The sequence below is a fragment of the Fibrobacter sp. UWB4 genome, assembly GCF_002210345.1.
In the GTDB taxonomy this organism is placed as follows: domain Bacteria; phylum Fibrobacterota; class Fibrobacteria; order Fibrobacterales; family Fibrobacteraceae; genus Fibrobacter.
In genome coordinates this window covers 159,481-178,747 of sequence record NZ_MWQI01000008.1, presented here as the reverse complement: position 1 = coordinate 178,747, position 19,267 = coordinate 159,481, and the positions used below count along the sequence as shown (strand labels likewise).

At 49.3% G+C, this 19,267-nt stretch carries 18 protein-coding genes; 11 read left to right on the top strand and 7 right to left on the bottom strand.

Annotated elements, in window-relative coordinates; genetic code table 11:
• The 3 genes from B7990_RS15020 to B7990_RS12265 form a co-directional block, all read left to right on the top strand.
• Nucleotides 1–213: hypothetical protein (locus B7990_RS15020; RefSeq protein ID WP_217897551.1), on the top strand; the 213-nt coding region annotated here is incomplete at its 5' end.
• A gap of 155 nt (nt 214–368) precedes the next feature.
• Entirely contained in the window at nt 369–1,202 is an 834-nt protein-coding gene (locus tag B7990_RS12270) for a TIGR02147 family protein (RefSeq protein ID WP_088641209.1), read from the top strand.
• 1 nt (nt 1,203) lies between these two features.
• A complete protein-coding gene (locus tag B7990_RS12265; RefSeq protein ID WP_088641208.1) occupies nt 1,204–2,577 on the top strand; it encodes a hypothetical protein in 1,374 nt (457 codons plus the stop codon).
• Between the two features lie 695 nt (nt 2,578–3,272).
• Here B7990_RS12265 and B7990_RS12260 read toward each other — a convergent pair.
• The gene (locus tag B7990_RS12260) at nt 3,273–5,603 is read right to left on the bottom strand and encodes a DUF748 domain-containing protein (protein ID WP_088641207.1); all 2,331 of its coding nucleotides are present in this window, start codon (nt 5,601–5,603) and stop codon (nt 3,273–3,275) included.
• A 186-nt stretch (nt 5,604–5,789) separates the two neighbouring features.
• Here B7990_RS12260 and B7990_RS12255 point away from each other — a divergent pair, with 186 nt between their 5' ends.
• Nucleotides 5,790–7,463, top strand: a complete 1,674-nt coding sequence (locus B7990_RS12255; RefSeq protein WP_088641206.1) for a glycoside hydrolase family 9 protein — start codon at nt 5,790–5,792, stop codon at nt 7,461–7,463.
• A gap of 132 nt (nt 7,464–7,595) precedes the next feature.
• On the opposite strand, the gene B7990_RS12250 is transcribed toward B7990_RS12255, so the two are convergent.
• The 4 genes from B7990_RS12250 to B7990_RS12235 form a co-directional block, all read right to left on the bottom strand.
• On the bottom strand, nt 7,596–8,504 hold the full coding sequence (locus B7990_RS12250) for a YdcF family protein (RefSeq protein ID WP_176407321.1): 909 nt from the start codon (nt 8,502–8,504) through the stop codon (nt 7,596–7,598).
• A 5-nt stretch (nt 8,505–8,509) separates the two neighbouring features.
• Nucleotides 8,510–8,938: a ribosomal protein S18-alanine N-acetyltransferase gene (rimI, locus tag B7990_RS12245; protein ID WP_088641204.1), complete on the bottom strand. Its 429-nt coding sequence runs from the start codon at nt 8,936–8,938 to the stop codon at nt 8,510–8,512.
• A gap of 169 nt (nt 8,939–9,107) precedes the next feature.
• Entirely contained in the window at nt 9,108–9,737 is a 630-nt protein-coding gene (gene tsaB, locus B7990_RS12240) for a tRNA (adenosine(37)-N6)-threonylcarbamoyltransferase complex dimerization subunit type 1 TsaB (protein ID WP_088641203.1), read from the bottom strand.
• 103 nt (nt 9,738–9,840) lie between these two features.
• Nucleotides 9,841–10,875 carry a D-alanine--D-alanine ligase gene (locus tag B7990_RS12235; RefSeq protein WP_088641202.1) on the bottom strand — a complete coding sequence of 345 codons (1,035 nt, stop codon included), beginning with the start codon at nt 10,873–10,875 and terminating at the stop codon, nt 9,841–9,843.
• Nucleotides 10,876–11,101: 226 nt separating this feature from the next.
• Here B7990_RS12235 and B7990_RS12230 point away from each other — a divergent pair, with 226 nt between their 5' ends.
• A complete protein-coding gene (locus tag B7990_RS12230; RefSeq protein WP_088641201.1) occupies nt 11,102–12,022 on the top strand; it encodes an NAD(P)-dependent oxidoreductase in 921 nt (306 codons plus the stop codon).
• 101 nt (nt 12,023–12,123) lie between these two features.
• Here the strand turns inward: B7990_RS12230 and purF are convergent, their stop codons facing one another.
• Together purF and B7990_RS12220 are read right to left on the bottom strand one after the other, a co-directional pair.
• Nucleotides 12,124–13,509, bottom strand: a complete 1,386-nt coding sequence (gene purF / locus B7990_RS12225) for an amidophosphoribosyltransferase (RefSeq protein WP_088641200.1) — start codon at nt 13,507–13,509, stop codon at nt 12,124–12,126.
• Between the two features lie 184 nt (nt 13,510–13,693).
• Entirely contained in the window at nt 13,694–14,662 is a 969-nt protein-coding gene (locus B7990_RS12220; RefSeq protein ID WP_088641199.1) for a geranylgeranylglycerol-phosphate geranylgeranyltransferase, read from the bottom strand.
• 179 nt (nt 14,663–14,841) lie between these two features.
• Here B7990_RS12220 and B7990_RS12215 point away from each other — a divergent pair, with 179 nt between their 5' ends.
• From B7990_RS12215 to B7990_RS12190, 6 genes are read left to right on the top strand one after another with little or no spacing between them, the layout of a single operon-like run.
• A complete protein-coding gene (locus B7990_RS12215; RefSeq protein ID WP_088641198.1) occupies nt 14,842–15,129 on the top strand; it encodes a hypothetical protein in 288 nt (95 codons plus the stop codon).
• The gene (gene rsgA / locus B7990_RS12210; RefSeq protein WP_088641197.1) at nt 15,119–16,381 is read left to right on the top strand and encodes a ribosome small subunit-dependent GTPase A; all 1,263 of its coding nucleotides are present in this window, start codon (nt 15,119–15,121) and stop codon (nt 16,379–16,381) included. The genes B7990_RS12215 and rsgA overlap by 11 nt, the downstream gene beginning before the upstream one ends.
• A 4-nt stretch (nt 16,382–16,385) precedes the next feature.
• Complete coding sequence (locus tag B7990_RS12205) at nt 16,386–16,796, top strand: hypothetical protein (RefSeq protein ID WP_088641196.1); 411 nt, start codon at nt 16,386–16,388, stop codon at nt 16,794–16,796.
• A gap of 1 nt (nt 16,797) precedes the next feature.
• The gene (locus B7990_RS12200; RefSeq protein ID WP_254917518.1) at nt 16,798–17,424 is read left to right on the top strand and encodes a hypothetical protein; all 627 of its coding nucleotides are present in this window, start codon (nt 16,798–16,800) and stop codon (nt 17,422–17,424) included.
• 25 nt (nt 17,425–17,449) lie between these two features.
• On the top strand, nt 17,450–18,079 hold the full coding sequence (locus B7990_RS12195; protein WP_088641195.1) for a nicotinate-nicotinamide nucleotide adenylyltransferase: 630 nt from the start codon (nt 17,450–17,452) through the stop codon (nt 18,077–18,079).
• Between the two features lies 1 nt (nt 18,080).
• On the top strand, nt 18,081–19,049 hold the full coding sequence (locus B7990_RS12190; RefSeq protein ID WP_088641194.1) for an RluA family pseudouridine synthase: 969 nt from the start codon (nt 18,081–18,083) through the stop codon (nt 19,047–19,049).
• Nucleotides 19,050–19,267: the final 218 nt, after the last annotated feature.

The following is a 19,267-nucleotide window of genomic DNA, read 5'->3' as shown; positions in this document are numbered from 1 at the left end:
CAAATCATACGCATAATTTGGCATAGCAAGAAAATTGGGTTTTGTCAGCCCATCGAAAAATGTTTTTATACTGCGAAAATGCAGAATTTAGGCTTTTTTGGCCATTTTGGGTTTCCGCAGCGTTCTTGCAACCATACAGTCTGGTGTGACAGAGCCGAGGTCAAAACCGCAGCAGAACCGCAGTTTTTCGGAAATAACCACGCAGCTATATAAAAAGGCTTGACAGAGCCGTTGTTCTTGTGCTTTTTAGAGCCTTGTTGTGTTGCTTGCTGTGTCATATACAAAAAATCTTTAAATTTAGTATTGAATTTTAGTCAAAAATAAAAATTTTGTGTCATGAAAAGACTGTAAAACCTATATTTGTTTACATGAAACCGATAACAGAATATAAAGATTACCATCCCTTGATCAAGGATTTCTACGAAGATCAAAAGCGGACTTCGTATTTCTCCTGGCGGGAATTCGCGAAACTCGCGGGGTTTTCTTCACCGACTTACTTGCGACTTGTGAGTGAAGGCAAGAGCAACTTGAGCCGAGTGTCTATGAACCGCATGATTTCGGCAATGGGGCTTGCGGGCTATGAAGCGAACTACTTCATTGCGCTCGTCAATTTTTGCAACGCCAAGGATGACGAAGCCAAAATGCCATATTGGAAAGAGATGCGTCGGATCGCGTTGGAATACAAGGTTCGCATTGTCGATAAGGAAGCGGTCGAGTATTTCGATGGTTGGAAAAATCCGGTGATTCGTGAACTTGCTCCGATGATGAAGGGCGCTACTCCAGGGCAGATTGCGAAAACGTGCTGCAACGAAATTTCTGCAGCCGACGTTTGCAAATCGCTTGAGTTCTTGACAAAAGCGGGATTCTTGAAAAAGGCCGCGGACGGTTCGTATCGCCAGACGGAAAAGAATGTGACGGCATCGCAGGAAGGCTTGGCCTATGCCATTCATGCCTTGCAAAAGAAAATGACGGCGCTTGGCGGAGAATCTATCGAACGCTTTGACCCGCAAGTTCGTAGCGTGTCCAGTGTGACTTTTACGGTCAATCGCGAATGTTATGAGCGCATCGCTCAAGAAGTAGATGCGTTCAGGAAAAAAATTGTGGCAATGGCCGCGGAAACAGAAAATGCCGATCAAATTTATCATTTGAATATGCAACTGTTCCCGTTAACTTGGAAATTAAATAAAGATGAGGAGATGTAATATGAATAACAAAATCTACAGCTTGATTGCTTTGGGGACCATTCTCTTTGCAGCAGCGTGCTCCGATAATGTTTCGCCTATTTCGGGATCGACAAGCATTCCGAATATGGGGCATGAATTGAATGTTCAACAATCGCCTGTGTTGTGCAGTGTGATGGGTGTGACGGATTCCTTGGAAGCTCTGGAAAAAGGTTGCATCTGGTCTCCTGAAATGTGGGGCCCAACATCAGGTTATCGCGTGCGCACCGGTTACGATAACGGGACTAATACTTCGGGGATATGGTATTATAAGTTTGATTCTACTGAGCTTTTGCTCCCGAGTGTTGAGTGGTCGGCTGAGGTGGGTGATAGTTATGATTCGCTTGCGTTTAGCCAAGTTCTTCAGGCATGCGGTGGCGCAATTTGCGGAAAAGCGAATTTCACGCCTGTAGGTTATGGTATGATGAATCGTGGACCTGAATGGGGCGAGTGGATAAAGCTTCCTTCTGTCAATGTTGGGTTTGCTATGGCTGGAAAAGATGCGTCTGGAAAATTTGAGGCTGTAGATGTGAGTGAAATGGGCGGCTTGTGTGTTGGTTATCAAACGGATGACCAAATCTCGATGGTTCTTGATTTTGACGATTCCGTCAATACTCTGATGGGGGATGCTTTCTATCAGGTCCGTTTGAGCGCTTATATTTCGGAAGGTGGGTTTGCGTATAGGGAACAAGATGAACGCAACGAATGTTTTGCTTGGAGTGATTTTGTGGTAGCTCGCAATGTTGATGGTGAATCAACTCAATCGCCTTTCATTAGTGTCGAAGAAGCGGTGAAGCATTTGACGGGGATAAGATTTGAAATCCTTGGAGTAAGAAACTATGAAATGGACGAATTCAAAATTAGTCGAATTGGTCGATATGTGAAAACGAATAAACGAAAATTCTTGGATGAAGAGAATTTACCTGTTGTCGATGAGTCTTGTGTTTCTCCTGTTGCCGTAGAAAATTTCTGTGAATGTAATTATGCAGATTCCATCGCGGTACACGAAGGGTATAGGATCGGTTACGATGAAGCGTTCGAAGAGGCTATTTCCAAGTTTAACAAACGTGACTTGGCAATGAGTCTGTGTGTATCAAACCTTCGAGTAAAATTGGGCCTGGAAATTCCGGCTTCAAGAACGGGGCTCCAACCTTGTGATAATGCCGTGCCTAAAATATTGCAATGTTCGGATGGATCGTATCGCTTTTCTTCGGAATTTTCGCAGCTGAAATCATCGTATGATGCGGTTGTTCAATCGGCAATTTTGAAAAGTAAACAGGACAACTTGAACCAGATTGATAGTTGTGTGTCGAATCTCTCGGTTCCAAAGCCGGTAGCTATAGATGATGTTGAATAAAATTACGATGGTGATTTGTGGAGCACAGCTTCGCACATATAGTAAGGAGGATAACTCAAAGGACTCGACTTTAAACTGAACATCAAAAGTTGGACAGTTTAAAGTTAGGATAAAATTGAGTTGTGAGTCCGGTATTGTACCGGACTCATTTTTGTGTGTAAAACTTGTTGTTCTGGCTCTGTCAAGTCAAATCATACGCATAATTTGGCATAGCAAGAAAATTGGGTTTTGTCAGCCCATCGAAAAATGTTTTTATACTGCGAAAATGCAGAATTTAGGCTTTTTTGGCCATTTTGGGTTTCCGCAGCGTTCTTGCAACCATACAGTCTGGTGTGACAGAGCCGTGGCTAAAACCGCAGCAGAACCGCAGTTTTTCGGAAAACTTACCGCAGCCATATAAAAAGGCTTGACAGAGCCTTTTTAACGACTCTGTCAAGCCAATCCGTATAAAAAGTAGGCGCTAGCAAACTTTTCTTGATTTGTAAGCCCCTAAAAAACCGCATTTTTACTTCAAAATCGCCTTATTTAGGTAGTTTTTAGGTTTCGGCGCCGCAGCATAACCACAGCCAAAAAATAGCCGTACGACCAGACTTGACAGAGCCAAAGAAGTGTCTCTGTCAAGTACCTGCTTAAAAACAGTAAACCCGCTAGTAAGCTTCTGCCAGCGGGTTCTTTGCAATTACTTGAACAGCTCGTTACTGCACGTCCACGTCGACTTTGTACATCGGCTTGTCCTTGTAGTTGCGGAGCGATTCTCTCGGAGCCGTGATGACTTTCAGGTTCTTCTTGGTGACGCCCGGCTGTGCGCGCAAAACCTTGAGAAGGTCGGCGTTGCGCTGGGCTGCCATCTTGGGGAGAACCTTCATCATGTAGTTCTTGTCGATTTCAGCCGAGTGTTCCTTGACGTAAGCCTTGAATTCCTTATCGCTTTCGTCCATTTCGTCAATGGCCCTGTGGTCGAGTTCGTTCAATTCCGTTTTGTTGTTCTTTTGTTTGTAAAAGTCGATCTTGAGCTGCTTGACCTTGTATTCCTTGGCGGTTCTTCTCGGATTGTAGTACTGCGTGAAGGTCAGCATGAGGTTTGGATCCTTCTGGATCATTTCGGTCATCTTGATGGCCTTTGCATACTGTTCGCTAGTGAACGTCTCGGTGTTTGCGTCAATAACCACTTCGTTGTTCTTGCCAAGGTCGAAACCGAGTGCGTTGGCGCCTGCCATGGCCAGGTTCCCGACGAGCCTGAACGGAGAAACGGCGACCTTGACGAGCAGGTTCAAGACGGTTTTCCAGATGATCTTTCCGTAAGAGAATTCTGGGTCGTCGAGGTTTCCCTTGACAGGAACGTCGAACTGGATCTTGTCATCCTTGTCCTTCAGAATGTAAAGACCGATCTTCATCGGAACGGTGTATTCCGGGTCGATGTCGTCCACCTTGTTTCCGACGGTGATATTGTAAATGTCAATGGTGTTTTTGCTGTCGAGGTTGCGGTCTACAATCTTGTTTTCGCTTGCAAAGGCGAGTGTGCCTGCCTTGATGGGGTAGGCCGTGTAGTGCAGCGAATAGTTCGAGAAATGCTTGAGTACGAGATTTTTTACGCTGATGTAGATGTCCATCGTATTGAGGTTGCTGAGTGCGCCGTGGTACTTGAGCGAGAGGCTTCCGCCTTCGGGGAATGACGCCGTGACATTCACGTTGCAAGGCGTATCGTAGTTGATATTCTGACCGGTGACGGTAATGGCGGTTACCTTGTAATTGAACGGACGGATGATGGTGTGGTCGGTGGCTGTAACGTATGTGTTCTTGACAAGAAGCTTGTTGATCCTTGCCTTGAGCTTCTTTGCAGGAGCCGGCTTTTCTGTAGAGTCTGCTGCGGCTACGCTTGACGAATCTGTTGCAGCGGCTTCAGCCTTGGGTTCTTCTTTCGGTTCTTCCTTCGATTTTGTCTCGGTGACGTTTGTTGTATCGATGTCCTGTCCCTTGTTCTTCGGATCGAGGAGAATGTCGAAATTCGTCTTGCCGTTCTTGTACAAGTCGATATGCGCGAATGCGGCGTCCACGATGACGGAATCAATGAGGTATTCGTTGTCGGTCAGGTTTGCTTTGCCGATGCCGACGGTTACGTTTTCGGCGCCGAGCTTGTGGCCGCTGTTTTCGGTGAGGTCGATATTATCGAGCGAAACTTTACCCTTGACATTCGAAGAGAGGATGCTGTTGATGTTTCCGCTGATGGTGAGGTTTGCAGAAAGGTATCCTGCGAAATCCTTGTAGTTGATGAAGTCGTTGAGGTAAGGCTTGATGCAGGCCAGTGCGAAGCGGTGCAGATTCAGGTAGATGTTGAAATCGTATGTTGCCATGTTGGCATCGACCTTCACGGAAAGGTCGCCGCCGTCAGCAAATCTCAGGCTGACATCGACGCCAGTTGCGTTGTCTTCCAGGTATATTGCCGGGATGTTGATTGAGAAATCCTTGATGTGGAATTTGGAACCGACTTTTGTGTCCTGATAAATAATGTTGCCCTTTTCAAAGACGATATTGCGGAGGCTCAGCTTGACGGGGAGGCCGGCTGCGATTTCGGCTGCGCTCTTGTTGCTGTTGTCCTCGGCCTTTTTCTCTTCGGGGTGCTCGGCATAGTAGATGCTGTCTTGCCTTGCGAGGTGCTCCAGGATGTCTGTGAAATTGAACCGTTCGCCGTGCTGCTTGACGCGGACGTAAAGCGCTTTCATGTAGATATCGCTAATGTCTAGCGTTTTTGTGAAGAGCTTGAGCGGGTTTATGTTCATGCTGAACTTTTCGAACGCGACAAAGGGCGTCTTGTCGTCGGCTTCCATGACCGCGAGCGTATCGACGTCCAGGACGTAGGTGAACGGGTTCAGGCTAATGTCCTTGATCGTAATACTTCGGCCGATCATTTCCTTGGAGTGCTCTTCGATGTAGCTGCGGGCAATCTTGGGCGCTACGAGGAGGGCGATGAAGTAGAGGAGGATCAGTGATCCTAGGACGATGAGGGTAATTTTGACTGGCTTTTTCATAGTATAAAATCTAAATATAAAAGTGAGAAAAGTGTAATAAAAGAAATCAAAACAGATAAGCTATTTTGGCGTTTTGTTCGATGTAAAACAAGTTTTACTTTTACATTTTTTGTCTGTTCCCTGAAGTAAACATAGGGAAAGCTGTTTTCTTATCCGCCCTTGCTTTAAAAAAGTTATTCTTAGGGTATGAGCGTCAAAATCCATTACTGCCATGTCGGGTACGCCCCAGCTGAATCAAAAACTTTTCTGATAGCCTTTTCTGAAGGTGACGTATTGACCGTTGGTAAATCTGCCGTATCGGTTCGGTTTAAAATATTGGATTTTGAATCGTGCGTGGTCTACGAGGGCCTTGCCGAAAAAATTGGTACGCCCGAATATACGGGTGAACTTTTGTACAAAGGCGATTTTTCGCCGGTGAAAAATCCTGGGCAATATCGGATCGTCCTGGATGATTTTAATTCCGAATCGCATTTGTTTGAAATCTCGGACGAGTGGCTCAAACGCGAAGTCAAGGCGAACATCAAGTCGTTCTATTATCAGCGGAGCGGCGTTGAGCTGCCTGCAAAATATGCTGGCGCCTGGGCTCGCCCGGCAGCGCATTTGGATGATGCGCTTGAGTTTCATCCGACGATGAACCGTCCTGGCGTCTGGAATGCACATGGCGGTTGGTACGATGCCGGCGATTACGGCAAGTATATTGTGAATGGCGGCGTAAGTGTTGCAACTTTGATGCTTGCCTGCGAATTGCGTAAGGATTCTGGATTTGTTGGTGGCGCCTCGTTTAAGGAATCGTTTGAACAGCCGGTGAGCTTGCTTGACGAAGTCCGCTTTGAGCTGGAATTTTTCTTGCGTATGCAAGATGACGATGGCGGCGTTTTCTTCAAGGTGACTCCTTACCGCTGGGATGGCTTTGTGACTCCGTCTGAATCGGATGCATCGCAGAAGCGCTACATTCTTGGCAAGTCAACGTCTTCCGCGCTCAACTTTGCCGGGGCCTTGGCGCAGGCGCATCATGTCTATGCAGATGTCGATAGTGAATTTGCGGAGAAGTGCTTGTTTGCAAGCATTCGCGCATACCTCTGGGCCGAAAAGAATCCTGAAGTCGAATGGCCGCACAATACCGAAGGCAGCGGCGGCTATGGGGACCCTGATCTGGGCGATGACTTTTTCTGGGCGCGCGCGATGCTGTACCGGGAACTGAAGAATGTCGAAAGCATTGCCGATGTCGGAGTTGCGGGCTTGCTGGAACGATTGGAATTCCAAATCCCTGTTGATATGGATTTGTACTTGCCGACGTACGGAATGCAGTGGCGTTCGACGCAGAACTTGGCTTGGTATGCTCTTGCGACTATGGACTGCAAGTGGTGTGACCGTGCGCGGATGGCTTTTAAATACACCGCTGACGAAATCTTGCATTTGCAAAATGAAGATCCTTATCGCCTTTCGATCCGCAAATTTATTTGGGGGAGCAATGGCGATATTGCAAACCATGCGCTTACTTTGTATTTGGCGTATGAATGGCTTCACGATTCGAAGTACCGCAATGCTGCAATGGAGCAGATTGAATTTGTTTACGGTAAAAATCCGGTTGACGTGTGCTTTGTAACGGGTTCTGCATGGAGTTCCCCGAAGTTCCCGCACCACCGCATTAGCCATTCTGATGGGGTTCTTGAACCTGTGCCAGGGCTTGTTGTTGGCGGCATTAACGAGGACCGCCAGGACATGCACAGAAATCCGCATTACTTGGGCGAGGCCCGCGGTATGTCGTATGCTGATGAACAGAGTTCTTTTGCAAGTAACGAAGTCGCGATCAACTGGAGTGCGCCATTGACCGCAGCACTGTTGCTGCTCAGCGTTTAATTGAAGTTGACGCATCCTGCGCCGCTTCTCCGTCATGGGGCTTTGCCCCATCCAGTTAAGTCTTGTCGCTGCAACACTTGATTTTACTGGGTTCTTCCACCTTCGGTGTCAGAACGACGCTATAGTGTTTCGCTATTTGCGCTTCTTGGCTTCTGCCTTCTTGTCTTTCGGCGTTTCTTTAGCCGAAGCTTTTGCCGGAGCTTTTTCTTGCGTCTTGCTCGAATCTTTTACAGCCGTTGCGACGGAATCCTTGATGATCTCTTTCTCCGATTCCGCTTTTATCTTTTCTTCGATCTTGGGAAGAATCTTTTGCAAGTTCACCTTGGGGCGCCATTCTTTTTTGTATTCCGCGTAAGAACGGATGGGCTTGTAGTAAGAAGAATCCGCAACGCTTAGCGTGTCGATATTGAAAAGGTCTATGTACGATGCAAACAAAGCCGCCCAGCTGCGGAGCCAGTCCTTGCGCGATTCTCGGTTGTTGTACCAGCATGCAGGATCGTATGTGATGTGGTGGATATTTTTTGTGAGGTAAACAGGGCTGTTCCCGGAAAGCTTTTGGAAAATTCTTTTGACACGGTACGTTGAAGTTGCGCCCGTTAGCAAAAGGACCGTATCGATGTTTCGGCTCTTTAGCCATGGGATAAGCGTGTAGGCTTCGGCGATTGTGGACGGATCGTTGTGCGGAACGAGATAAATGGCTTTTTCGTCAAAAGCGCCAAGCTTCATGAAGTCTTCGGCGTAAAATTCGGAATTGCTGCGATCGCGGTAGGCACGGCGTCCGAGGATGAGCACGGAATCCACGACCCCTTCTTTTAAAAGGTTGGCGGCGTAGTCGCTGCGTTCCAGGTCGGGCGTTTGTCCATCAAGAATGGCTACCCACTTCACGTGCTCGAGATCGTCATCTTCGACAAGCCAGAGTCCGCTTTTTTCAAAAATGACATAAGTCAAAACGGCTATAGCCAGTAAAATCAGCAATGCCAAACCGATGCTGAAGCTTTTTTTCTTATGGTCAATTTTTTCTGTTTTTAGGATTTTTGACAACGTTTTTACCTGCTGAACTTGTACAATGCGGCGTCTTCGCCATCGGAATAATATTTCTTGCGGACGCTATACAACTTGAATCCGTGCTTCTCGTAAAAGGCTCGAGCCTTGGCGTTCCCGTCGCGGACTTCCAAAAAGCATTGGTCGCCGCTTTCGGTGAGTTTGTCTAAACCCGCTTTCAAAAGCTGACTGCCGATGCCCTTGCGCTGTTCAGATGTGCGTGTCGCAATGCTCAACAGTTCGGAATCGGGGCCGAGCAAATGGAATATTGCGTAGCCTAAAAGCTTGTCGGCTTCTTCACAAACAACGCAGTACGCGTAACTTGCGCGGATTTCCGACAGAAACTGCTTTTCGTTCCAATCCTGAAACGCAAGTTCCCGTTGCAGTTCGAGAACTTGTGGCAAATCGTTTTCATTCATCTGTCGTAACTGCATTTAAAAGTCCTTTTACTCCGGCTTCTCCGTCATTCCGAACGAAGTGAGGAATCCAGTTAAGTTTCATTATTGCAATCTCAAGACTTTACTGGATCCTTCGTCGCTTCGCTTCTCAGGATGACGCTTTCATCCTACAGCCAACATTCTTCTGTCTACTTCCTACCGCCTACTACACCTTCAGCTTCTCGAAGTACGAGGGCTGGATGTAGTTCGCTTCTTGAATGAGCGAGGGCTTCACCGTATCAAAAAGCGGGGTCCACATGTCGAGCTTCTTGTCGGTGTCGAGAGTCGTTGCGATTCCCTTGTCCTTGAAAACGGCGACGAGTGTTTCGTCTGCAAGTGCGGCTGCATCGACAACGGCGTTCTTCACGGAGCTTGCCTGGAGTCGAGCCACAACGTCTGCAGTTTCGATAAAGCTCTCTTCGTTGTTCAAACGCAAGTACCAGAATTCATTGCGAGCGCGAATCACGACGGCAACGGATTCATCGGGAACGCCGGCAAAGCAGGCGAGTGCTTGCAATGTCGTCACGCCGTACAAATTGCGCTTGCCGCTAAAGCAAAGCCCCTGGCAGAATGCGACGCCCGTGCGCAGTCCGCTGAACGAACCCGGCCCTACTGTCACCATGACGCGCTTCACGTCGTCGAGTGTGGCACCGACCTTAGCCAAAAGATTGTCGAGGCTTGCGCTCAGGATTTCGCCCTTGGCAGACGGATCGACCATTTCCTCGTACACGGAGTCCGCGCACAGCGCCATTGCAATACCCTTTCGGGAAGTGTCTACTATTAAGTTATAGTTCATAGTTACTAATTTATAGTTACTAGTTCGTAGTTACTAGTTACTAGTGATGCTAGAATTTATCTAGTAACTAGTAACTTTTAACTCAGAACTGCCGCGAAGCGGCCTACCGCTTAATCTCCAAGCTCTTGTCGATGATGAGGTCGATGAGCTGGCTGTAGGTGATGCCAATGCAGGCTGCTTGTTGCGGTAACAGCGATGTCGGGGTCATGCCCGGGAGCGTATTCGTCTCGATCGCAAAGAGTTCGCCATCCTTCGTGATGCGCACATCCGTGCGGCTGTAGCCGGCGCCACCCAAAGCGTAGTGGGCGTTTTTCACAAGTTCCTGGATGCGGGCCGTGAGTTCCGGTGCAAATTCGGCCGGCGTGACTTCCTGGCATTCGCCGTTGTACTTCGCTTCGAAGTCGAAATATTCGCGGGTCGTCATGCGCATTTCCGTCGGCGGCAAGGGCTTTTCACCTTCGATGTAACCGCAGCTGGCTTCGCCACCGGCGATGAACTTTTCGCAGAGCAGACGGTTGGAATCTTTGAACAAGTCCTGGGCAATCTTGCCGGCTTCGTCAATGTTCTTCGCGATGCCGATACCGATAGAAGAGCCTCCCAGCGGGTCCTTGATCACAAGCGGGAATCCGAGTTCGTCGGCAACGCTTACGAGCGTGTCGCCGGTAAAGTTGTGTTTCCAGATCACGCGGTAAGGCGGAGTCGGGATACCATTTGCACGGTAGATTTCTTTGGACTTGATCTTGTCCATGGCGAGAGCAGATGCCAAAAGGCCGCAACCCGTGTACGGAATGTTCCAGTTTTCGAGCATGGCCTGGATGTGGCCGTCTTCGCCCCACTTGCCATGGAGGGCGAGGAATGCGATGTCCGCTGACGGGAGCTCCGAAAGTGCCGGGGATTTCTTCTTGTTCGCTGCCGTGCCTTCGAGGCTGTGGAAATAGTTTTCTGAGAAATTTGCCTTCTGGTACGGAGAAAGTTCACGGGAAGACCAGTGCCAGGTGCCGTCCTTGTCGATGAGCACCGGGTGGATATTGTACTTTTCCGGATCCATGGCGCGCACAACGCCAGTACCGCTAACGACAGAAACATCATGTTCGGTAGATGGACCGCCCATCAATACCAAAACGCGTAAACGGGACATAAAAACCTCACTAGAATTTTTCCGTGATTTAATCTAGTAAATTAGTTATTGGTCAATAGTTGTTGGTCAATAGTTATTAGTTGATAGCTGGTAGAAATCGCAATGTTAAAATCCTTAAAAACTACCTGAAAAGCTCCCTAAATCAGCAAATAAATTTTTATGAATCTTGCCGAATTGAGGTGACAAAATCTATATTGAAAAAAATAGGTGTTAAAAAGGAGTTCTTATGCGAGTCTTTGTAACGGGTGGAACCGGCTTTATTGGTCATTATGTGGTCAAGGCCCTCTTGGAAAAGGGGCATGAAGTTGTTGTTGCAACGCGCCACCCGAACAAGGTGCCGACATTAAGGGCTAATCCGAATGTGTCGTTTGTCGAAGCCGCTCTGACAGATTTCGAAAAAATGGGCGAAGGCTTGATTGGCTGCGATGCATGCATTCACGTAGCTCTTGGCTGGGGCGATACGCCGAGCGCCATGCTCATGAACGATACCCGTGCAACGATTGCGCTTCTGGAAATGTCCGCCCGTGCAGGCTGTGAAAAGTTCATCATGACGAGCAGCACTTCGGCTATGGGCCGTGTGCGTTCCGAAATGCGCGAAACCACGAGCAATTTGCCGATTGATTTGTACGGCGCCACAAAGGCTGCGGGCGAAGCTTACGTGCTTGGCTTTAGCCACGGCTATGGGAGCCAGTTCCCCGAAGTCAAGATGAAGCGCAATATCATTCGTCCGGGCTACACGTTCGGTAATCCGGCGTTCCCCGATGGCTGCTCGCAGCCGGACCGCCGCTTCTTTGAAATGGCATACGCCGTCAAGGAAAACCGCGATATCAATATCATCAAGAACGACGGTACACAGTTTATCCATGCTTCGCAGCAGGCTGAAATTTATATGAAATTGCTGGAGTCCGACTACAACGAAGAAATCTTCTTGGGTCTCGGCTCTGAATGGATCAGCTGGAAGGAAATCGCGCAGAAGATGATTGCCCTCAAGCCGGGTTGCACATCCAAGATTGTTGAAGCGGACATGGGCTGGGGTGAAGAACCGATGCTCTATGACGTTCAGAAAATCAGGGATTGCTTTGGCCTTGCGTTTGACGCGCACGACCTCCTTGATGACCATATCCGCTGGACTTTCGAAAACGCATAAAAAAACGCCCTTCGGGGCGTTTTTTTTGTTGCTGTCATGCCGGAATCCGCTTCTCCGTCACCCTGACGCCGTAGGCGGAAGGGTCCAGTCAAATTTTTCGTCTATCCGCATCTCGTCTTTTCGGCGTGGGCGCCGATGTAGTCGGGGTAGCAGTTGTCAAAGCAGGCGGCGCAGTAGTTTTCGCCTTCGCCGGTGCAGTTCTTCATGCCTTCGACGCTCAGGTAACCGAGGCTTTCTACGCCGAGCATCTTGGCGATTTCGTCGGGAGTCATGGAGCTTGCGGCAAGTTCGCCCTGGCTCGGGAAGTCCATCCCGAAGAAGCACGGGTGTGCGACCGGAGGCGATGCAATGCGGATGTGCACTTCGAGGGCGCCCGCATCGCGGAGCATTCTGGAGAGGATGCGAAGCGTTGTGCCACGGACGATGGAGTCTTCGACAACGCAAACGCGTTTGTTCTTAAGCACACCTTCAATCGGGTTGAACTTTAAGCGGACTTTCTGTTCGCGCACGTTTTGCGTCGGGTCAATGAATGTACGGCCCACGTAATGGTTTCTCAAAAGTCCAATTTCAAAACGGATGCCGCTAGCTTGTGCGTAACCGAGCGCGGCTGTGGTCGCGCTATCTGGCACAGAAATAACGATGTCGGCATCGACGGGGCATTCCTTGGCGAGCTGCTTGCCCATCTTGCGGCGAATCTTGTCGCAGCTCTGCTCGAAAATCTTGGAGTCCGGACGGCTGAAGTAGATGTATTCGAAAATGCAGTGGGCGAGGCGGTCTTTTTGCGTAAAGCGTTCGGAATGGAGACCGTTCTTGGTAATGGTCAGGAATTCGCCGGGCTGGATGTCGCGAACGTAGTTTGCGCCGAGCAAGTCGAATGCGCAGGTTTCGCTGGCGACGCACCAGGATTTCCCCATGCGGGCAATTGAGAGAGGCCTAAAGCCGTAACCGTCGCGGGCGACGTACATCGTGTCTTTGCTTAAGAATACGAGGCAGAAGCTGCCGGTAAATTTAGTAATGGCGATCTTGATGGCTTCGCCTAGAGTGTCCGCCTTGGTGCGGGCGATTTCGTGCAGGAGAATTTCAGAATCGGATGTGGTCTGGAAAATGTGGCCGTCGGCTTCCATCTCGGCGCGGAGTTCGGGAGCGTTTGTGATGTTCCCGTTGTGGGCGACTGCGATTTGTCCCCACTTGCAGCTGATCAAAATCGGCTGAGCGTTCGCGAGGGTGGAGGCACCTGTGGTGCTGTAACGCACATGGCCAATGCCTGCAAAACCTTGCAGTTCGTCGATGTTGTAATCTCTTAAAAGGGTGGAAACCAGACCCATGGACTTGCGGACTCGGACTTTGTCTCCGTCAGAAACAGCGAACCCGGCACTTTCCTGGCCGCGGTGCTGCAATGCGTAAAGTCCCATGGCTACATTGCGGGCAACATTGTCACCGTTATAAATACTGATGACGCCGCATTCTTCATGCAATTCTTCGAGCATAACGCCTCTTTGAAGTGGAGCCTCCCTTGCCTCGAGGGCCTTAGCTCACCGAAACGGGTGCAAGCCGGGAAGCGGACGCCGCGGATTAGCAAAATATGTGCCAATGGCGAAAATTGCGGTTTTTGCCAGGTGTATTACAGGAATTGTAAAACTAAAAATGTAAAGATTTACATAAAATGTAAATCTAGGATGGAAGCAGAATGCAAATCATCAGTGCCAAAAGCCCGAGGAACATTGCAATCTTTGTAACGGATTGTGCCCGACGGTAATTCTTGCGGTGGGCGCTCAAGATGGCGACGACAAAGCATGGGGTTAGTGTCACCAGCGTTATGGCAAGGAAAACCGGCGGATAATTGTGCCCAAAGAGCTTGTCCAGGAAGAACACGGGAACCGGGAGCGATATCCACGTGAATATGATGATGTTTGCGGCAAGCCGTCTGGCGACATTGTCTCCGGCGACGAGCGGGAACGTCATGATGCCTGCTTTGAGGTCTCCAGTCGTGTCTTCGAGATCCTTGTAAATTTCCCGTGCTGTGGTCAGCAGGAATGCAAACGGAATGGCGGGGATGATGGCCCACATGTATTCTTCTGGGTTTGCGGTCAGTGAAAAATTGAAGAAGTGCTGCACGGCGTAAAGCAGGGGCGTTGTGCAAAGGAATGCTACGGTTATGTTCTTGAATATGGGGGAGCGTTTGAGCTTGCGGTTGTAGGCGATGAGGAGTGCGCCGAGTAATGCGAAAAACCACACCGGGAACGACAGGATGACTGTACCCATCCATCCGAATTCCTGCGCGAGTGCTGGGTCTTTGACGATTTCGATGAACTGTATGTTCTGAAAGATGCTGTCGCCAATTCCGCAGAGGAGCATGATGACGGCGAGAGCGTAGCAAGCTCTACGAGCGGTCTTTACGGAGACCTTGCCTGTTACGAGAGGGCGTTCTGGACGGTTCAGCTTGTCGCTTTCGAAATCAAGGATGTCGTTTTGGATGTTGGCAAAGCCAATAGCTGTTGCAAACCCGAGCATCTGCAAAATCAAAACTGGAACGGCAGGGTAATGCTGTAAAAGCATGTAGCCTACAACAAGCGTGATTGCTGCAATCACGATGTTTACCGGACGGGTCATTTTAACGAGCATGCTGAATGTGGAAATCATTGATTTTCCCTTCGATTACGACTGAATAATAGACAAATAATGCGTTTGCGAAAAGAGTCTTGTCTTTAAAATGTCCTTAAATGTGCGGAAAAGTACATCTGTTGGTTCCATACCTTGCCAATATCTTTCTTCTTCCTACTTCCAACTTCCTACCGTCTACTAATTTCTATCTTTATACTATGCCTTTTTTTACGAAGAGTAATCTGGAAGATTTGAGGAAGGAAGCGGAACAGCTTTCTATTTGCGTCGAACATTTTCTGTACGCCTCGGAACATATTCCCGAAAGTGACTGGAAAACGAAAGGTTTTTACGACAATTGCATCGAAAAGTGCAATGGCCGCCTGAAGGCGATTCATTTCTTGATGGAATCGATTCGCCGTGGCCGCCCTGTGACTGAAGAGGAATTGGAAGAAGCGCGGGAACTCGAAGTCGAAAAACTTTCTAAATTGAAGAAAGATGCGAAATAACGATTTTGATTCCGACGAAAATGAAGCTCCATTGAAGAGTGTCCGCACGTCAAGGCGCGAACACAGAAGCCGCCGTATCGACGTGATGCGTGAATTGGAATCGGGAGTCGTTGATGAACGCCCAATCAAGGAACGTTTCAGCCGCGAATTTAAAAAGGCAAAAATCAAGCGCATCAAGAATCCGGTCGAAAACATCGGCGAAGAAAATTGCGTGGAAGGGCTTGTGCTCGAAGTCCACCGCCGCACCTGCGAAGTGAGATTAGACGAGAAGGAGGTGCCCTCCCCATACGCGGATCATGCTCACATAAGTGCTAAAGCACTAAGTGATCAAAGAGCTCAAGGCGGGCATGACAACCTTCCTACTTCCGACTTCCTACCGTCTACTGTTACAGCCATGTACCGTGCGACGACGTCCAAAACACTCGGGGAATTCCCGGCCGTGGGCGACCGCGTTTTGCTCGGGCTAGTGAACGATGGCGATGACGAAGGCGACGGTGTCGGTTCGCAGAAGTATTGCGTTGTGCGTGTGCTCCCGCGAAAGAGCGAACTCAAGCGCCCGGGCCCGCGTGACAGCTTCTACAAGCAGCAGACGCTTGCCGCAAACATCGACCAGGTCGTGATTGTCGCGAGCGTGACGCAGCCGGAATTCAACTACGGATTCATGGACCGCTTTTTGCTTGCTGCAAACTTGAACGACTTGCCGTTTGTGCTCGTGCTCACCAAGATGGACTTGCTGCCGAACGGCGAAGCCGATCTTTCGAGCGATATCCGCGACTTCATGAAAATCGTGGACAAGGTGATTCCCGTGAGCGTTAAAAGTGGGGATGGTCTCGAGGTCTTGCGCAATGAACTCGTCGGAAAGTCTTCTGTCTTTAGCGGCATGAGCGGCGTCGGAAAGTCAACGCTTATCAATGAGCTTGTGCCCCATGCTGAACTGCGTACGGGAGATGTCCGCGAACGCGATGGCAAGGGCCGCCATACGACGACTTCTTCGAGCTTGTTCGATTTTCCGGGTGGTGGCTATGTGATCGACACGCCGGGGATCCGTAGCATCGGCCTTATGGACATGGAACCCGAAACGCTCGCCAAGATTTTCCCGGGATTTTTTGAAGATGACCATTTTACGTGCAAGTTTAGCAACTGCAAGCACCTCAAGGAGCCGGGTTGCGCCGTGCGCGCCGCTGTTGAATCGGGAAAAATATCTGAAGCGCGCTATGCTAGTTATGTGCGAATTTTGAATTCAGGAAAGTAAATTTATGTCTGATTACGTTGTGAAAATTGCGCTCATCGCATCGATTGTCATGATGGGCTATAACATTTCCGAATTTTGTGCAAGCTTTAAAACGGTCTCCGAAAAAGCGGGCGAGTTTTTGAGGCTGGCTAAGGACAATGCTGCAACAGACGCTGATTTGAGAAGGTCCAATCTTCTATTGTCCAGTGTGCTGTCTATTGGCTATTCCGTTCTGATCTATCTTTCGGATATTGTGGTTTGGCTTGTGGCCTTGCTCGTGATCAAGTTGCTCTTGACTTTGTTTCTTTCCGATAAAATGTTGATTGAGCTTTTGCACGACAGGTCGCTTTCTAAAAGGAACTATCTGATTTCAAAATACGATGCTCTTTTTAATGCGGTTATGGGTGTTGCTTTTGCCTTGATCCTGGTTTTCTAATATGAAGAATATTTTTTTGAATCGTTTCCTGCTTGTCGCTGTGGTCGTGCTGTTGAGCGTGACGGCCTCTTTTGCTCAAAGAGTCCCGGCTGCGAATACGCCTACGATTTCCAATCCGCTAGGGCAAAGCTCTGCTGGAACAGGGCCGAGTATGCAATGGCCGCTCTTTTTGGGCGGTTCTTTGGGGATCGGCTCCGGGGCTGGAGTTGGTGATGGTCACGGTGTTGGCGTTTGCCAGATCAAGCCGATGATCGGGGCCTGGATGCCGGGACTTGCCTTTGTACGCTTGGGTTATGGATTTTCGAGCTACGAAGAAAAGGATAGTGATGACAATAAAAACGAAGTGAAAACTTCTGACTTTAGTGTCGATATCGGCGCACATCTTTTGAGCGAATTTTATTTGACGGGGTCGTATTCCAGAGTGAGCGCTTTGAGCGAAAATGGCGATATTGCCTGGAATGAATGGAGTGCCGGCTTTGGTACTTTCTGGGTTGTTTTTTCAAGGACCTTCTTGACGCTCGATATCGGTTATCACTGGGTGCTTGAACATTATGATCCGTTCCTTGATAAGGATGTTTCGGGCGGGCGCTGGCAGATGAATCTTGGATTCTCCGTGTTCGTCTATTAATCTGTAATTGCTTGTGAGTTGCGTAATGAAGAATGTTGCTGTTTTGGGTGGTGCGTTTGATCCGGTCCATAAAGACCACATGCGTGTGGCGAGAACTTGTTTGGACCGTGGTTTCTGTGATGAAGTCTGGTTTATGCCGAGTCCTGACCGCTGGGACAAGCAGCTGAACGCTTCGCCAGAAGACCGCTTTGCGATGCTCGAACTTGCATTCTCGGGCGACAAGCGCTTGTTCCTTTCGGACTTGGAAATTGAACAGGGCGATTACCGCGGTTCGTACGTGTTCTTGATGAGCCTCAAGGAAAAATTCCCGGATATCAATTTCCGCTTGCTCACGGGTGCCGATACCTACGAAGGCATCCCGCATTGGCGCGACCCCTTGAACTTTTACGGCACGAACTACAACGGCCATTTGCTGCTCCGCGATATCGAACTGATTGTCTTTGCCCGCAACGGCTACCCGCAGCCGGATATGGAACAGCATAAGCGAAACGGTTATGCACCGCTTTACTGGCTTGGGCCGGAGCAGGGATTTAACGGCGTTTATTCTAGCACTGCCATTCGCAGGTCGCTTTTGCTGAACCGCAGTGTGTGTCCGCAGGGGCTGGAACAGTCCGTTTACGATTACATCATCAAGCACGATTTGTACAGGGAATAAAATGGGCAAGGCTCCGTCAGATATGTTCTTTGAAAGCGAGGTGCGACCGGAATACGAAGGTCGCCTTTTGCTCGATTCCCTCTGTGACCGCTTCACGTACCACAGCCGAGAAGACTGGGTGGACCGCCTGACGCGCGGGCTTGTGACGATTAACGGGGCTACGGCCAATGTGGAGACTGTCGCGCATCGTGGCGACAAGGTCGTTTACCATGTCGAAAACTACAGCGAACCTGAAGTGCCGACCGATTTTGAAACGGTCTTTGAAGACGATGAATTTATTCTAGTCGCAAAGCCGGCAGGCGTACCTGTGCACCATACGGGCCGCATTTTCTACAACACTTTTGCGGCGATTATCCGCCGAGAATTTGATTCCGAGACGGCGACGCCGATGCACCGCCTGGACCGCGATACGGGCGGACTTATCTTGTTTGCAAGGTATGGCGAAACGGCGGCCCGCTTCCAGAAGAATCTCGACCGCATTTTGCTCCGCAAGTTCTACCTCGCGGTCGTGCGTGGAAAGTTCCCGGAAGGCGATGTGGAATGCCACATGCCTTTGCGCGAAGACCCGGAAGACATGATCCGTTTGCGCATGCACCACCGCGAAGATGGCAAGGAGTGCTTTACGCGCTTTAAGCTTTTGCGCCATCTGGATTGCCCGGAAATTGCTCCGGAACTTTCGCTAGTCGAAGCAGAACTCATCACGGGGCGTAAGCACCAGATTCGTGCGCATCTTGCCGAGATGGGCTTCCCGATCGTGGGGGACCGCCTGTATTACCGCGATGGTGAATTTTACCAGAAGCTTGCGCAGGGCGGAGAACTCACCGACGAAGATATCAAGGTGCTTGGCGCCCACAACCAGATGCTTTTTGCATACAAGGTTGAACTCCAGCTCCCGTACTGGAAAGAACCCCGCACCTTCGAAAGCCACGCATACCCCGCTGACATGAAACGACTGCTGAATGGCGATTAAGTAGTTTTTTATTCTGTGAAAGCGGGATTATTATTCAAAAAAAGATAATAGGAAGTCGTTGAGAGAATAAAGCGTCGGCCAAGGATGGGGAGGGTGCAGGGAGGGGCCCGTGCGGCCTTCGCAACTCCGAGCTGGGGCCCCGCCCGCATGAAGTTTTCGTTGCTTTTTAAAGCTTTAAATATTGATTATATGCTAAAAATCTCGATTTTACGTTGTTT

Excerpts from the sequence above, each read along its gene's own strand:
- B7990_RS12235 (WP_088641202.1), bottom strand. The coding sequence starts at position 10,875 with ATGTCCCGTTTACGCGTTTTGGTATTGATGGGCGGTCCATCTACCGAA.
- B7990_RS12270 (WP_088641209.1), top strand. The coding sequence starts at position 369 with ATGAAACCGATAACAGAATATAAAGATTACCATCCCTTGATCAAGGAT.
- B7990_RS12265 (WP_088641208.1), top strand. The coding sequence starts at position 1,204 with ATGAATAACAAAATCTACAGCTTGATTGCTTTGGGGACCATTCTCTTT.
- B7990_RS12260 (WP_088641207.1), bottom strand. The coding sequence starts at position 5,603 with ATGAAAAAGCCAGTCAAAATTACCCTCATCGTCCTAGGATCACTGATC.
- rsgA (WP_088641197.1), top strand. The coding sequence starts at position 15,119 with ATGCGAAATAACGATTTTGATTCCGACGAAAATGAAGCTCCATTGAAG.
- B7990_RS12220 (WP_088641199.1), bottom strand. The coding sequence starts at position 14,662 with ATGATTTCCACATTCAGCATGCTCGTTAAAATGACCCGTCCGGTAAAC.
- B7990_RS12230 (WP_088641201.1), top strand. The coding sequence starts at position 11,102 with ATGCGAGTCTTTGTAACGGGTGGAACCGGCTTTATTGGTCATTATGTG.
- purF (WP_088641200.1), bottom strand. The coding sequence starts at position 13,509 with ATGCTCGAAGAATTGCATGAAGAATGCGGCGTCATCAGTATTTATAAC.
- B7990_RS12255 (WP_088641206.1), top strand. The coding sequence starts at position 5,790 with ATGAGCGTCAAAATCCATTACTGCCATGTCGGGTACGCCCCAGCTGAA.
- tsaB (WP_088641203.1), bottom strand. The coding sequence starts at position 9,737 with ATGAACTATAACTTAATAGTAGACACTTCCCGAAAGGGTATTGCAATG.
- B7990_RS12200 (WP_254917518.1), top strand. The coding sequence starts at position 16,798 with ATGAAGAATATTTTTTTGAATCGTTTCCTGCTTGTCGCTGTGGTCGTG.
- B7990_RS12195 (WP_088641195.1), top strand. The coding sequence starts at position 17,450 with ATGAAGAATGTTGCTGTTTTGGGTGGTGCGTTTGATCCGGTCCATAAA.
- B7990_RS12205 (WP_088641196.1), top strand. The coding sequence starts at position 16,386 with ATGTCTGATTACGTTGTGAAAATTGCGCTCATCGCATCGATTGTCATG.
- B7990_RS12215 (WP_088641198.1), top strand. The coding sequence starts at position 14,842 with ATGCCTTTTTTTACGAAGAGTAATCTGGAAGATTTGAGGAAGGAAGCG.
- B7990_RS12190 (WP_088641194.1), top strand. The coding sequence starts at position 18,081 with ATGGGCAAGGCTCCGTCAGATATGTTCTTTGAAAGCGAGGTGCGACCG.
- rimI (WP_088641204.1), bottom strand. The coding sequence starts at position 8,938 with ATGCAGTTACGACAGATGAATGAAAACGATTTGCCACAAGTTCTCGAA.